The sequence below is a fragment of the Shinella sp. JR1-6 genome (assembly GCF_004284735.1).
GTDB lineage: Bacteria > Pseudomonadota > Alphaproteobacteria > Rhizobiales > Rhizobiaceae > Shinella.
Genome location: NZ_SHMI01000028.1, coordinates 20,422 through 35,085 on the forward strand (window position 1 = coordinate 20,422; position 14,664 = coordinate 35,085).

Below are 14,664 nucleotides of genomic sequence, written 5' to 3' on the forward strand. Positions count from 1 at the left end.
GACTTCAGCTTTCGTCGTGGTTCGCGATTATGACATTTTTCCCGAACTAAGGTCAGCCAGGAAGCTCTCGGCTTGCTTTCGTATCTCGTGGCGTGTCCGATCGTTCATTCTTGCCCAGGTGGCATAGGGTTGAGCGAGCCGGCGGTTTGATTTCAACTTGGTCTGATTGCGCGCCAAGAAATCCCAATACAGTGCGTTGAAGGGACATGCGCTCCCGCCGATGCGCTGCTTGGGATCGAACCGGCACGTGCTGCAGTAATCCGACATGCGGTTAATGTAATTGCCGCTCGCCGCATAAGGCTTGGTGCCGAGGAAGCCGCCATCGGCAAATTGGCTCATGCCAATGACGTTTGGAAGCTCGACCCATTCATAGGCGTCGGCATAGACCTCGAGATACCATTGATGCACCGCCTTGGGATCGATGCCGGCTAGCAGCGCAAAATTGCCAGTGATCATCAGGCGCTGGATATGATGCGCATAAGCGTTTTCGATGGTCTCGGTGATGACGGTCGCCAGACAGTTCATTTTGGATTTACCAGTCCAGTAGAAAGCCGGGAGCGGTCGGGTGTTTTCGAAAAAGTTGCTGTCAACATAGTCGGGTCCCGCGAGCCAATAGATGCCCCGCATATATTCCCGCCAGCCGATGATCTGGCGAATGAAGCCTTCGACGGCGTTGAGCGGCGCATTGCCCTCGAGATAGGCGCGCTCAGCGGCACGGCAGACTGTGAGCGCGTCGAGAAGTCCGATGTTTATGTAGAATGAAAGGAGAGAGTGGTTGAGGTTCGGGTCGTCCTGCAGCATCGCGTCCTGCGTTGCACCGAAGTTCGGCAAAAACTCGGCTACGAACTCCCACAAGACTTGTTCTGCATCGGATCGCCGGACGGCGAAGCCGAAGCGTTCCAGGGTGCCGAAATTTTGCGGAAACAGAAGGGCGACGGTGTCGATCACATGCCTGCTGATATCATCTGGCGCGAACGTCATGTGGGTCGGGCGAAACAGGTCAGGCTTAGCGGGTTGACGGTTCTCAGCATCGAAATTCCACCGTCCGCCGACCGGCTCGTCTCCATTCATCAACAAGCCGGTCTTTCGGCGCACGTCGCGATAGAAAAACTCCATCGTTAGCGCCTTTCGGCCCTCGGCCCACGCCTTGAATTCGTCATGCGACACCAGGAAGCGGCGATCCGGTCGGATATCGACGTCGATGCCGAACCTGGAAGCCCATGTCTCCATGTCGAGGCGCACGCGCCACTCACCGGCCTCCGTGACGCAGATTGCAGACGGCTTGAGATCGTCGATTGCTCGTTTCACCTCAGCGCCGAAGGAGCCAGCATTTGCTTCGTCGTCGATCCGCGTGTAGCGAACGGGATAGCCACTCGCGCGCAGCTCTTCCGCGAAGTGCCGCATGGCGGAAAAGACAAAGGCGATCTTCTTCTTGTGATGCCCGACATAGGTCGCCTCGGCCATCACCTCGCACATCAGGATCGTATCGTGCTTCTCGTCGACGCCTTCCAGCGACGAGATATTCAAAGAGAGCTGGTCGCCAAGGATAAGAATGAGCTTTGACATTGAGACGTTTTACGCAACTTGGATGACATCGGATTGGCTTCGCTGCAAAGGCTGTAGGAGTGACAACCTCAAATTTAGCGCAGGTCTGCAATGATCAGCCAATAGGAGTTTTCCAATCACGCAACACGCGGCGGAGCGCTCGGGCGTTCCACATCAATCATCAAGCCTGGTTTCTCCAAATTCGCTACAATCCTTCCGCTGTTGGTTCCAGACAGAACTGAGCCGGTTAGGCGCATTCGATCCGCGTCTTCTATAGCCAGCGGCCCAGATCGAAGGTGGCTTTGGCCTAAATTTCTTGACTTTGGAGGCCATTCGCATGGTCGAAATCGCCTATTCTGGATTCGCCGTTCGCGTCCGGGGTGAACGCCATTCCAATGGTAATTACAACCACGGCCCCATGAAATCAGCCCCACGCCCGCCTGATCGCATCCAAGGCGGCGAGTATCGTCGGATCCTGGTTGCGGGCCTCCAGGTGGAGGAAACTCAGGGTCGTGGAGATCTTGATATTCTCAGCGAGGACGAGGCCGTGTGCCTGTTGTTCATGAAGGGCAATCGACTCTCGGCAAAGGCTCAGTCCCACCCCTGTCCGGACCATGGCGACCATTGACGTCTCCTGATCCACCTGGGCGACGATATTTTGGCGGACGCCTAAATCGGCAAACAGGCGCGACAGCAATCGATTGTGGACCGAGGCCTGTGGTGTGCCAATCCAGGGAAACGATGCGAGCTGGGACCAATCGGCGCCGCGCACGAAACCGGCAAGCGCCGGCGGCGCGACGACGCGATAGGTCAGTTGCGCCAGCTCGCGGGCATGAAACAGCGGTGCGTTGTTCTCACCGGCGCTATCGGCGGCGTGGTCAAAGTCTCTCGGGTCGCCGAGAAAGAAACCGGCATCGAGTTCATTTCGCCTCAGCCCCTCCGGCACATCGCCGCTCATTCCGTGACGCAGCGTGGTTTCGATGCCTGGTCCGCTTTCGATGAGCGCCTTCAGAAACGCGCCAAGTCGCGTGAACTCCGGGTCGATGATCGTGCCGATCCGCAATTTGCCTCGGACGCGTGTCGATAGATGTCCTGCTGTCTGGCCGAAATCTGTCAACGCCGCCAGCACCTGCTCGGCCTTGGCCGCCAGCAGCGCCCCCTCCTGCGTCAACTCCAAGCCTGTGGAGGTCCGCCGGAACAGGGAGAGGCCAGTCTCTGCGGCAAGACGTTTCAGTTGCAGCGTCACGGCCGGCTGCGTGACGTGCAACAGCTCCGCGGCGCGGGTGACGTTGCCCTCCCGCGCCACGGTGACGAATGCCCTCAATGTTCTCAGGTCGATCGACTGCAGCATATTAATTTGATTTATAATGCCTTCTATCATTTGTCATTGGATTTTCCGGCTGAACCTCCGCTATGGCTTTGAACAATGTAGGCAGGGAGGCTGGCATGCCACGGCAAGATGTCAAAGCTTATGACTGTGCGTTGTTCCGTTGGAGCAGGCGGGCAGAACAATGACGCGCAACGCTTCCCCCCCTTCCCACAATACTTTTGATTATATTATTGTAGGCGGCGGCTCCGCCGGTTGCCTGCTCGCCAACCGCCTCAGCCGCGATCCGGCGACGCGCGTCCTGTTGCTGGAAGCCGGTCGCAAGGATGACTATCCGTGGATCCATATTCCGGTCGGCTATCTCTATTGCATCGGCAATCCGCGCACCGACTGGCTGTACAAGACCGAGCCGGATGCCGGCCTGAACGGGCGGTCGCTGCGCTACCCGCGTGGCAAGACGCTCGGCGGCTGCTCCTCCATCAACGGCATGATCTATATGCGTGGCCAGGCGCGTGATTTCGACGGCTGGGCGGCAGAGACCGGGGAGGAAGGTTGGTCCTGGCAGAACTGCCTGCCCGATTTCAAGGCGCACGAGGACCATTACCGGCTGGACAACGGTGCGGATCCCAAAACCGGCGGCAACAGCCGGTTCTCCGACATGCACGGCCATGGCGGCGAGTGGCGGATCGAGAAGCAGCGGCTCAAATGGGACATCCTCGAATCCTTTGCAGAGGCGGCTGTCGAGGCCGGCATTCCGCGCTCCGACGATTTCAACAGCGGCGACAACGAGGGCGTCGGCTATTTCGAGGTCAACCAACGCTCCGGCTGGCGCTGGAACACGTCGAAGGCCTTCTTGCGTCCTGCGAAGAACCGCCCGAACCTGACGATCTGGACGCAATCCCATGTCGAACGGCTGATCCTTGAGGCCGATGGTTCCGGCCGCAAGCGTTGCGCAGGCGTCGTTGTCCAGCGGCAGGGGCGGAGCGCAGAGGTGCGCGCCCGCAGGGAGGTCATCCTGTCCGCCGGCGCAATCGGTTCGCCGCAGATCCTGCAACTGTCAGGTATCGGTCCGGCCGGATTGCTGAAGCGCCACGGCATCGAGGCTGTGCATGACTTGCCGGGCGTCGGGGAAAATCTCCAGGACCATCTGCAGATCCGCGCCGTCTTTAAGGTCGGTAACGCGAAGACGCTGAACACGCTCGCCAACAGCCTGTTCGGCAAGGCGATGATCGGGCTGCAATATGTGCTGAAACGCAGCGGCCCGATGAGCATGTCGCCCTCGCAGCTCGGCGCATTCACCCGGTCGGACGACGGCCAGGCCCACGCCAACCTGGAATATCACGTCCAGCCGCTCAGCCTCGACGCTTTCGGCGAACCGCTGCACAACGTACCGGCCTTTACCGCGAGTGTGTGCAATCTCAACCCGACCAGCGTCGGGAGCGTGCGCATTCGCTCTGATAAGGTGTCAGACGCCCCGGCGATTGCGCCGAACTATCTCAGCACGGAAGAGGACCGCCGCATCGCTGCCGAAAGCCTGCGGCAGGTACGCAGGATCGTGTCGCAGCCGGCACTGGCGAAATATCAGCCGCAGGAATGGAAGCCCGGCTTGCAGTTCCAGAGCGACGAGGAACTGGCCCGGCTTGCGGGGGATATCGCCAACACCATCTTTCATCCGGTCGGGACGACGAAGATGGGCCGCGACGACGATCCGATGGCGGTGGTGGACAGCCGCCTCAGGGTGCGGGGCATCGAGGGCCTGCGCGTCGTCGATGCGGGCATCATGCCGAAGATCACCAGCGGCAACACCAATGCGCCGACGCTGATGATCGCCGAAAAGGCGGCCGGCTGGATCGTCGCCGATGCGCGCGCATAGAGAATTCTTGGGGAGATAAGAGAAATGACATCGATCGCACGTTCCCCGCTTCCGCTTTCCGGCGTTCGGGTGGTTGATTTCGGGCAATATATAGCAGGCCCGGCCGTGGCCATGATCCTTGGCGATCTCGGCGCGACCGTCGTGCATGTCGATCCGCCCGGCGGTCCGCTCTGGGACAATCCCGCCAATGCCATCCTCAACCGTAGTAAGCTGATCGTTACCCTCGATCTCAAGACGGAGAAGGGGTTGGATGAGGCGAAAGCGCTGGTGGCCGAGGCCGATATCGTCGTCGAGAATTTCCGTCCCGGCGTGCTCGCCCGGCTCGGGATCGATTTTGCGGCGCTCCGCAAGGCACGACCGGAGCTGATCACCCTGTCGATCCCCGGCTTCGCCTCCGACGATGAGCTTCGCCGGGACTGGCGGGCCTTCGAGACGGTGATCGCGGCCTCGTCCGGCGTCTTCACGGATACACCAGGCAGGACCAGCCATTATTGGCTGGACGAAACAGTCGTGGCCACGCCGCTTGCAAATGAACATAAGAATTCCAACGAGACGAAAATTGCGCCAAGATCGACGAGAGTAGCGGTCTGCGTTTGAGATTGATCTGCTGTTATCGGCATGGTTGGCCTCCAGAGAGTTTTCTAGCGACCTCACTCTGCCACGGTGCAGGCCGCTACTCACCCCTGATGGGATCTCAAGAGCATTAAAGAGAGCCGTGAGCGGGGAATGACGACGTGAAACTTTTTCTGGAAAACGTCATTCAATTGCATTACATTCTCGTTGAATATGGAGATAGCCATGGCCGCAAACGCTCTCGTACAAACACGTATTGATTCTGAAGTCCGGGACCGTGCTTCCGCAGTGCTTGAAAGCATGGGCCTCACGGTATCTGATGCGGTTCGTATTATGCTCACCCGGACTGCTAACGAGGGGGCGCTGCCTCTTGAACTTCTTTCTGGCAGTGAAGCACATGACGCCTGGTTTCGGACCAAGGTGCTTGAAGCGTTAAACGATACTCGACCGGATTTATCGGACGACGAGGCCGAGGCGCACTTTGCCAGACGTCGAGCGGCGGCCCGCCTTAAAGCTGGTGTGCCAGAATCGTGAAACTTACTTGGTCGGCTTTTGCGTTGTCGGATCGTGACGCCATCTTCACTTACGTCGAGGCCGATAACCCCGCAGCAGCCGTCCTGATCGATGAACGGATAGTAGCCGCCGCCCGCCGCCTGCTCGATTTTCCTGCCAGTGAGCGCTTGGGTAGAATTGCCGGGACACGCGAACTCGTCATCAATGGCACGCCTTACGTCGCTGCCTATGCCATTACCGAGACGACAGTTCGAAGTCTTCGCGTACTCCATGGCGCGCAGGAATGGCCAGAACATCTGCCGCCTGGCTAATGACTACGTTCGCGCGGGGGGCGACGATTCGCTTCCCATCAATAGCAAAGAAGTCAGGCGCTCCGAAGGGAAGAATATCGCTCAGTGTCCCTTTCTCAGCCAGGGTGTCGAGGAGCCCATTGCTCAAACGTTTCAGCGCAACTCGCGAGGCCATCGAGTGGACCTCGATCGCCATCCAGATCGTATGGGTATCAGTCCAGCCGCGATGCCATGGGTAGATGTATGTCCGCTCGTCGACAATCGAGACGATAAAGTCATAGGCGCCTCCAGGTGCAGAATGCCTGACGGTCGGCTCTGGATCGAATTGAATCTGCGGCCCTGTCCTCAAGGCAGTCCCAGCCTGATGAGTAGGGCTGCTGAAAGAGAAGCTTTCAATTTTGCAGCGCCGGCAGCAACGACAACCATATCTCCTCTGCCCAGAAATCGCATTCCATCTCTATCCGTATGCCGTCCCGTTCAAGCACTGCCCATGAATGGTCAAGGCCACCGCCCTTGTCGACAGACCATCCTTCGTCTCCCACCGCGGCGATGGTCGCACACCAGACGTCCTTGGATATCTCGAGACAATGCATGCGCTCCGGCACCCCATCGCCGGGAACTCGTTTGCAACTGCAACGTTATGGCGGCATGGAAACGCGAACGAAGATGGTACACTTGCGCGAGGATATACTCTGGTCTGTGGAGCGCGGCGGTTCCCCGCTTGTCGGCACGGCCATCCATGACGGGCATCTCCTGCGTAAGGACCTGGCGGACCTGATGGCGCTGACGCCTGAGGAGCGGTTGCGGGAGGAGGATCCGTTCACCGCAATGACCATCGGGGATCTTGTCAATCGCGTGGTCGTTCATCGTTCCCGGTTCGAGATGGACCTAAACCGGCCGCGGGAGGGTGCCGTCTATCTGCGACCCGAGCAGGCCTGGGGCCTCGACCTGTGGGATACGCAGCCGACTCCTGACATGGTGGAAAGCGTTTTGCGCCAGCATGATGGCTACTATGCCATGCTGCTTGAGTTTCTGCGGGGCATCGAGCGCGAGCATGGCCGCTTCGTGCTCCTTGATGTACACAGCTACAACCATCGCCGCGACGGCGCGCTGGCTGCGCCGACCGTGCAGGAAGCGGCTCCGGATATCAACATCGGCACGTCCTCCATGGACCGGGCCTATTGGGCGCCGGTGGTTGATGCCTTCATGGCATGTCTTCGGGAGCAGCCTTTTCCGGGTCGGCGGCTGGATGTGCGCGAGAACGTTGCTTTTGCCGGCAAGGGTGAGCAGACGCGATTCATTCATGAGCATTTTCCGAAAACAGGTTGTGCCATTGCGGTCGAATTCAAGAAGATTTTCATGGACGAGTGGACCGGTGAACCGGACCTTGAAGCCATAGCAGCGCTACGTGCTGCGATCCGTGGCACCTTGCCCGTGTTGGAAGTGGCACTTGCCGACATGCCGGACCGGCGACCATGAGTGCGCGCAAACGGTCCGCACCGGTGGACGATCTAGCCCGTGTCGCCGCCGCACTGGAGGCGGGGCCGCCGACTCGCCTCGATCTCGCCGGGCGCGGCCGTCTCTATATCGAGCGGCCCCTGCCGTTTATCGCCGTGTATGTCGGGCGCCGGGCCGCGCCGGCCGCGCGCGCCGTCACCATGGCAAATGCGTCCTACCTGCTGGCCGCCAATCTCGCTGAGGCCGCCGCTATAATTCGTCTCGTCGGCGAAAAGATGCGCGAACAATTTGGTGCGTTCCTGGTGCTGGATTTTGGCGAGCTTTCCGCCGATCGGCTGGCGCAGGACGCGCCCTATCTCGCGCCATTCCAGATAAGCGTTTCGGTGTCGGCGGAAAGTGCCGACGCGGCGCTCACAGCTTTCGTCAGCGGGGTTGAAAAGCTCGAAGCCCGCTATCGCGCCCCGCAGGTCGCGCGTGCTGCTCCTGCCGACGATCCCAGTGCTGGCCTTGCGCGCCGTTTGCCGGAATTTCCCACGCTCACTGTTCGTTTCGCGCCGATCTACCGCGTGCCGAAGTCGCGTGAGATTTATCCCGAGCTCCAGAGCCGTCTCGTCGCCCAGTTGGTCGATGCCGGCCTGCGCGCGGCCGGCAAATTCACCCGCACGCAGACGGCGCTTGCGCCCGCAACGCATCGCGCGCTTGGCCGCGGCGTCTTCGTGGAGGCGGTGACGCGCGCCGACCGGGCTATGGACAATATTTCCCGAAGCTTCGATTTCCTGCTCGCGGTCACGCCGATCAATGCGGAAGCCGCGTGGGAGGAGTTCAGTGGGGCAGGGTACACGCGCGCGCCAAATCTCCTCTACCGCCCGCTCTCTATCGATATCGCGGCGCGCAAGAAGGCTCTCTTTACCATCGGGCTTGACCGCTTCGAGGATCCGGTTCTAGAAGGGCTCTACCGCGAAAAACAGCAGGAACTCGACCTCCAGCTTTCTATGCTGGCCGCGCGGGGGGATGACCGTTTCGTCGAGATGAGCAGGGCGCTCTATGGCGCCGTGGATGCAAGGCTGGAAAAGGTGGCTGGAGATATTCTCGAAGCGACCGCCAGACTGGGGCGCAAGCACCCGCCGGAAACCGCGAACCATCGCTATGTGGCGCAGCGCGCCAAGGCGATGATCGCCCGCTACGCCACGCAGTTCCCCGACTTTTCGCCGGATGTCGAGGTGCGTGACGACCTTCCCTCCGGCTTGATGGTGTCCAGCGACCGCCTGCTGATTGCGCGGACGACGACGATGGCGCGCGAGCGGGTCGATGCGCTGCTGAGCCACGAGGTCGGCGTGCATCTGCTCACCTATTGCAACGGTTCGGGCCATGGCCTGCGGCTCTTCCGTTCGGGCCTTGCCGGATATGAAGGGGCGCAGGAAGGGCTGGCGGTTCTGGCGGAATATCTTGTCGGTGGCATGACGGTCGCGCGGCTCCGGATGATTGCGGCGCGCGTTGTTGCCTGCGCGGCCATGTTGAACGGCGCCGATTTCGTGGAGACCTACCGGCTGCTGACGCGCGATCATGGTTTTGTGCCGCCCATGGCCTTCAACATCGCGCTGAGGCTGCACCGCGGCGGCGGGCTTGCCAAGGATGCGATCTATCTGCGCGGCCTTCTGGAAATTCTCGCCCATCTTCGCGGCGGCGGCGATCTGGAGCCGTTCTGGCTCGGCAAGATTGCCGCGCGCCATTTCTCTGTCATGCAGGAATTGAGTCTGCGCGGCCTCCTCAAGCCGCCACGTCTGGTGCCGCAGTTCCTGTCGGGTGCTGGCGATCGTCTCGATCGGCTTCGCGCCGGGCTTACCCCCATCGACCTCGTTGCATAGGAGGCCTTCATGCGCATCGCTTTCTTCGTCAATTCGATAGCAGACGAAACACCGCATTACACCACCACGACGCTGGCGCTTGCCGCGCTGAACCGCGGCCATGAAATCTGCTATGTCACGGCTGCCGGGTTCGTGCTGCGCCCGGATGACAGCCTTTCCATCCGCGGGCTGATGCTACCCTCCGCCGGCTACAAGAAGCTGGAAACGCTGCACAAGGATTTGCAGGGCGACCAGACGGAGATGCGCACCTTCGATGCGTCGGAGATCGACGTGCTGTTCCTGCGCAACGATCCCTCGCTGGAAGGGCCGGAGCGGTCCTGGACTGTGAATGCTGGTCCGCTCTTCGGTCGGCTGGCGGCGCAGCGCGGGACACTAGTGGTCAACGATCCCGCCGGTCTTTCCAAGGCGCAGAACAAGCTCTACCTGCAGGAGTTTCCCGCTGCCGTGCGTCCCGCCACGCTGATCTCCAAGAATATCGACGAGATCCGCAGCTTCCTTGAAGGTGAGAAGAAAGGGGCGATCATCAAACCCCTCCAGGGCTCCGGCGGCAAGAACGTGTTTAAGGTTGCCTCTCACAAGGACCATAACCTCAATCAGATATTCGAGGCCGTGAGTGGGGAAGGTTACCTGATTGCCCAGAGCTTCATGCCCGAGGCGAGCGAGGGCGATGTTCGCTTCTTCGTGATGAACGGTCACCCGCTGATGCGCGACGGCAAGTATGCCGCCTTCCGCCGCGTACCCGCGAAGGGCGAAATCCGCTCCAATATCCATGTCGGCGGCGGGCCGGCTCCGGTCGAGGTGACGCCCGCCATGCTGGGTATCATCGATGCGGTGCGGCCCAAGCTGATAGAGGACGGCATGTTCCTCGTCGGCCTCGACATCGTCGGCGAGAAGGTGCTGGAGATCAATGTCTTCACGCCGGGCGGCCTGCACAATATCGCACAGCTCTACGAGACCAATTTCTCCGACAGCGTGATCGCTTCGCTCGAGGAGAAGATCGCTGCGCGCGATGCCTATGGCGGCAGCCTGGAAAACAGCCGGCTCGCGATGCTTTGAGTCGAGGGGCTTTGCACCTTTATTCTCGGTACCGTTTGTAATCCGGTTGCGCGACGGCGTCGGGCAGATGCTCCGTATAGTGAGGCATCGCAAGCTCGGAACAATCCGCCCCATGTCGCGTTGCGCCATCGCTCTGCAGGTTCCGTTGTGTGCGGGCGCGGTGCAGCTTGATCGAAGGGGATTGACTCGCATGAGCTATTCGTTTTCCGAACTCGATTTCATGAAGTCCGAGCTGGGTGCCGAATTTACCGGCGAGGGAACGCACTTCGCGGTCTTTTCCGCGCATGCCGAACAGATGGAACTCTGCCTCTTCAGTGACGACGGCAGAGAAGAAACGGCTCGGCTTGCGTTGCCGAAGCGCGAAGGGGATATCTGGTCCGGCTACATTGCCGGCCTTAAGCCGGGCACCGTCTATGGCTATCGGGCGAGCGGTCCCTACGAGCCGAAAGCCGGCCATCGCTTCAATCCCAACAAGCTGCTTCTCGATCCCTACGCCAAACAGATCCTCGGCGAAATCCAGTGGGACGATGCGCTCTACGGCTATCGGATAGGCGACGCGGCGGAAGACCTCTCCTTCGACGACCGCGACAGCGCGCCCTTCATGGTGAAGGGCGTGGTGCAGGATTCGGACTTCGACTGGGCGGGTGACGCGGCGATCCGCCGGCCCTGGACCGAGACGATCATCTATGAAGCCCATGTGCGCGGCATGACGATGACCCATCCGGGCGTGCCGGAGGAACTGCGCGGCACCTTCATGGGCATGGCGAGTGATCCGATCGTCGAACATCTCGTCGATCTCGGCATTTCCGCCATCGAACTGCTGCCCATCCAGTATTTCCCAGATGACCGCCACCTTCTTGAAAAGGGCTTGCGCAACTACTGGGGTTACCAGACGCTCGGCTTCTTCGCGCCGCAGCCGCGCTTCCTTTCCGGGCGGGCGATCACCGAGTTCAAGACCATGGTCAAGCGCTTCCATGCCGCCGGCATCGAAGTGATTATGGATGTCGTCTACAACCACACGGCCGAAGGCTCGGAGCGTGGCCCGACGCTCAGTTTCCGCGGGCTCGACAATCTCAGCTACTATCGCCTGTCGCCGGAAGATCTGCGCCACAGCTACGATACGACGGGTACTGGCAACACCGTGAACGTCGCCCACCCCATGGTGCTGCGCATGGTGCTCGATAGCTTGCGCTACTGGGTCGGCGTCATGCATGTTGACGGTTTCCGTTTCGATCTGGCCAGCACGCTCGGCCGCACGCGCCACATCGAGTTCGACCGCGATGGCACCTTCTTCGATGCGATCCGGCAGGATCCGATCCTGTCCGGCGTGAAGCTGATCGCCGAGCCCTGGGATGTCGGCGATGGCGGGTACCAGGTCGGCGGCTTCCCGCATCCCTTCCGCGAGTGGAACGACAAGTATCGCGACGATGTGCGCCGGTTCTGGAAGGGGGACGGCGGGCTCGTTTCCGGGCTTGCCTCGCGGCTCACCGGCTCTGCCCCGCAGTTCAACCATTCCGATCGTGGCGCCACGGCGTCGATCAACCTCGTCAGCGCCCATGACGGTTTCACCCTTATGGATACCGTTTCCTATGACGACAAGCATAACGAGGCGAATGCAGAAGAGAACCGCGACGGCCATTCTGACAACCATTCGCACAATATGGGCGCGGAGGGCGTAACGGAGGATGAGGCCATCAATGATGCCCGTGGCCGCCGCCGGCGCAACATGATTGCCACCTTGATGCTGAGCCAGGGTGTGCCGATGTTGCTTGGCGGTGACGAACTCGGCAACAGCCAGCAGGGCAACAACAATGCCTATTGCCAGGACAACGAAGTCGGCTGGATCAATTGGGGCGGCCTCGACAATCCTTTCCTCAATTTCTGCAAGGGCGTGATCGCGTTCCGAAAGGCGCATCCGGCGCTTCGGCAGGAGCGGTTCCTGACGGGGGAGGCGGCGGAAGACGGTTCTGTCGAGATCGCCTGGTATAAGCCTGACGGTACCTTCGTGGACGATGCAGCCTGGGCGGATGGCAACCTTCGGGCACTCGGCCTGTTTGTTTCGAAATCTGTAAACGGCGAGGGTCCTGACCAGGCCTTCCTCGTCTTCAATGCAGGCGCAGATTGTCGGGTGACGCTGCCGGCGGTGAACGGCATTGCCGAATGGAGGCGGGTGCTCGATACGGGAGCGGCGGAGGATACATTCGCCGAGCACGCGGCCGAAAGCCCGGCTATGGTCTACGGCGCCAGCGTCGCCGTCTTCGAACCAGCCTAGAGGTCTCGATGGCGCCGGAGAACCTTAAAGAAACCGGGCTTGTCTATGTCTCCGACAGCGAGCCTGGAATCCGGCGCCAGCGTACCGGCCGTAGCTTCTGTTATCGACTTCCTGATGGATCCCTCGTGCGCGATGCCGCGCTGAAGGCGCGAATCTCGTCGCTCGGCCTGCCGCCGGCCTATGAGAATGTCTGGATCTGCATCGAGGCCAACGGCCATTTGCAGGCAACGGGCTTTGATTCTCGAGGGCGAAAACAATACCGCTATCATGTGGATTGGCAGCGGCTGAAGAGCGGTGACAAATTCGCCCAGCTCATCGCCTTCGGCCGGGCGCTGCCGAGATTACGGCGGGCGGTACGGCGCGATCTCGACGGGATGCCCGGCACGATCGATACGATGCTGGCGGCGATCACTGTGTTGCTCGACGAGGCGCAACTTCGTGTCGGCAACAGGAGTTATGCAGAGGAGAACAAGACTTATGGCGCGACGACGCTGCTGAAACGCCATGTTTCGCTTGCCGAAGGCGCTATCGAGCTTCGTTTCACCGCCAAGGGTGGCAAGCGCGTGCGCCGGATGTTGAAGCATCCCCGCCTGCAGCGCCTGCTCGAAGAGTGTGCCGGTCTGCCGGGTCGCCAGCTGTTCGTGTGGAAGGATGAGGCGGAACAGGTGCGGCCGATCGATTCAGGTCGGCTCAACACCTATCTTGCGGACATTTCTGGCGTTGCTGTTTCCGCAAAGACGTTTCGCACCTGGGCAGGCAGCCTCGCTGCGTTTTCCGTGGCGCGCCATGCCATCGCGGCAGGTGAGCGGGCGACCATCAAGGATATGTCCGAAGCGGCCGCCGCGGTCCTGCACAATACGCCAGCCATTGCGCGGTCGAGCTACATCCATCCCGATATCATAGCGCTTGCCGAAAAGCCGGATGCATTGCAGCGCGCATTCCATCGCCCGGCGCTTGCGCTTCAAGGGTTGAGGGCGGAGGAAGAACGCCTGCTGCGCTTTCTCGAATGTCGCCGGAACGCGCATCGCCGCGCACGCGCAAAAGCACCGGCTGAGCTTGAAGAACGACCGGCGCTTTGAAGGAGTTTGCCATGCTGTTTGCAGAAAAGGTCTCGCTGGTCACTGGCGCCGGATCAGGGATCGGGAAGGCTGCGGCGCTGGCGCTTGCCCGTCATGGTGCAAGCGTCTGCCTGTTGAGCCGTACGCGTGAGGAGGTGGAGGCGGTTGCCGAAGAAATCCGCCGACAGGGCGGTGAGGCACTGGCGCTTACGGCTGACGTCGCGGACGAAGCGTCAATGCGCGACGGCGTGGAGACGCTTGTCGGTGCCTTCGGTGGCCTCGATGTCGTGATCGCCAATGCCGGTATCAACGGCGTCTGGGCTCCGATCGACGATCTCAAACCCGCCGAATGGGACGAGACGATCGCCGTGAACCTGCGCGGCACCTATCTGACGCTGCATCTGGCCGTGCCCTATCTCAAGAAGGCGGGCGAGGGCGTCATTATCGTCGTATCCTCGATCAATGGAACGCGGACCTTCACCACACCGGGTGCCACCGCCTATTCCGCGACCAAGGCCGCGCAGCTGGCCATGGTGCAGCAATTGGCGCTGGAGCTCGGCAAGGCCGGTATCCGCGTCAATGCGATATGCCCGGGCGCGATCGAGACCAACATCGACGAGAACACCGAACAGCGTGGAGCTGACGAGAGCGGTATTCCCGTCAAATGGCCCGAAGGCGATATCCCGGTCTCGCATGGCGAACCCGGGACTGTCGACGAGGTGGCTGACGCGATCCTTTTTCTCGCCTCATCGAAGGCGCGGCACATTACGGGTGTCCCGCTGTGGATCGACGGTGGGCAAGGCCTCTTGCGTTAAGCCCGTGGCGCGGTCTTCG

11 protein-coding genes and 1 pseudogene are annotated in these 14,664 nt (G+C 60.9%); 10 read left to right on the forward strand and 2 right to left on the reverse strand.

The features are described from left to right. Positions 1 to 27: 27 nt before the first annotated feature. Positions 28 to 1,566 (reverse strand): (6-4)DNA photolyase, encoded by a 1,539-nt coding sequence (phrB, locus tag EXZ48_RS28845; protein ID WP_130520271.1) that lies wholly within the window; start codon positions 1,564 to 1,566, stop codon positions 28 to 30. A 403-nt stretch (positions 1,567 to 1,969) separates the two neighbouring features. Continuing rightward, a complete protein-coding gene (locus EXZ48_RS28850; RefSeq protein WP_130520273.1) occupies positions 1,970 to 2,896 on the reverse strand; it encodes a LysR family transcriptional regulator in 927 nt (308 codons plus the stop codon). 160 nt (positions 2,897 to 3,056) lie between these two features. On the opposite strand from EXZ48_RS28850, the gene EXZ48_RS28855 reads away from it, so the two are divergent. From EXZ48_RS28855 to EXZ48_RS28900, 10 genes and pseudogenes are all read left to right on the forward strand, one after another. After that, a complete protein-coding gene (locus EXZ48_RS28855) occupies positions 3,057 to 4,745 on the forward strand; it encodes a GMC family oxidoreductase (protein WP_130520275.1) in 1,689 nt (562 codons plus the stop codon). A gap of 24 nt (positions 4,746 to 4,769) precedes the next feature. Beyond that, positions 4,770 to 5,213, forward strand: a pseudogene (locus EXZ48_RS28860) (CoA transferase); the annotation flags it as partial. A gap of 330 nt (positions 5,214 to 5,543) precedes the next feature. Next, positions 5,544 to 5,852 carry a type II toxin-antitoxin system RelB/DinJ family antitoxin gene (locus EXZ48_RS28865; protein WP_037409394.1) on the forward strand — a complete coding sequence of 103 codons (309 nt, stop codon included), beginning with the start codon at positions 5,544 to 5,546 and terminating at the stop codon, positions 5,850 to 5,852. After that, complete coding sequence (locus EXZ48_RS28870; RefSeq protein WP_081870767.1) at positions 5,849 to 6,142, forward strand: type II toxin-antitoxin system RelE/ParE family toxin; 294 nt, start codon at positions 5,849 to 5,851, stop codon at positions 6,140 to 6,142. The genes EXZ48_RS28865 and EXZ48_RS28870 overlap by 4 nt, the downstream gene beginning before the upstream one ends. Positions 6,143 to 6,769: 627 nt before the next feature. Next, the gene (locus EXZ48_RS28875) at positions 6,770 to 7,600 is read left to right on the forward strand and encodes an N-formylglutamate amidohydrolase (RefSeq protein ID WP_037409346.1); all 831 of its coding nucleotides are present in this window, start codon (positions 6,770 to 6,772) and stop codon (positions 7,598 to 7,600) included. Next, on the forward strand, positions 7,597 to 9,444 hold the full coding sequence (locus EXZ48_RS28880; RefSeq protein WP_023515298.1) for a flavohemoglobin expression-modulating QEGLA motif protein: 1,848 nt from the start codon (positions 7,597 to 7,599) through the stop codon (positions 9,442 to 9,444). Before EXZ48_RS28875 ends, EXZ48_RS28880 begins: the two co-directional genes overlap by 4 nt. A 9-nt stretch (positions 9,445 to 9,453) precedes the next feature. Continuing rightward, positions 9,454 to 10,500, forward strand: coding sequence for a glutathione synthetase (locus tag EXZ48_RS28885; RefSeq protein ID WP_024271504.1), 1,047 nt, complete (start codon positions 9,454 to 9,456; stop codon positions 10,498 to 10,500). 190 nt (positions 10,501 to 10,690) lie between these two features. Then, positions 10,691 to 12,772 carry a glycogen debranching protein GlgX gene (gene glgX, locus EXZ48_RS28890; RefSeq protein ID WP_130520277.1) on the forward strand — a complete coding sequence of 694 codons (2,082 nt, stop codon included), beginning with the start codon at positions 10,691 to 10,693 and terminating at the stop codon, positions 12,770 to 12,772. Positions 12,773 to 12,780: 8 nt separating this feature from the next. Beyond that, positions 12,781 to 13,851 carry a DNA topoisomerase IB gene (locus tag EXZ48_RS28895; protein ID WP_130520279.1) on the forward strand — a complete coding sequence of 357 codons (1,071 nt, stop codon included), beginning with the start codon at positions 12,781 to 12,783 and terminating at the stop codon, positions 13,849 to 13,851. A gap of 11 nt (positions 13,852 to 13,862) precedes the next feature. Next, complete coding sequence (locus EXZ48_RS28900; protein ID WP_130520281.1) at positions 13,863 to 14,645, forward strand: SDR family NAD(P)-dependent oxidoreductase; 783 nt, start codon at positions 13,863 to 13,865, stop codon at positions 14,643 to 14,645. Positions 14,646 to 14,664 lie beyond the last annotated feature (19 nt).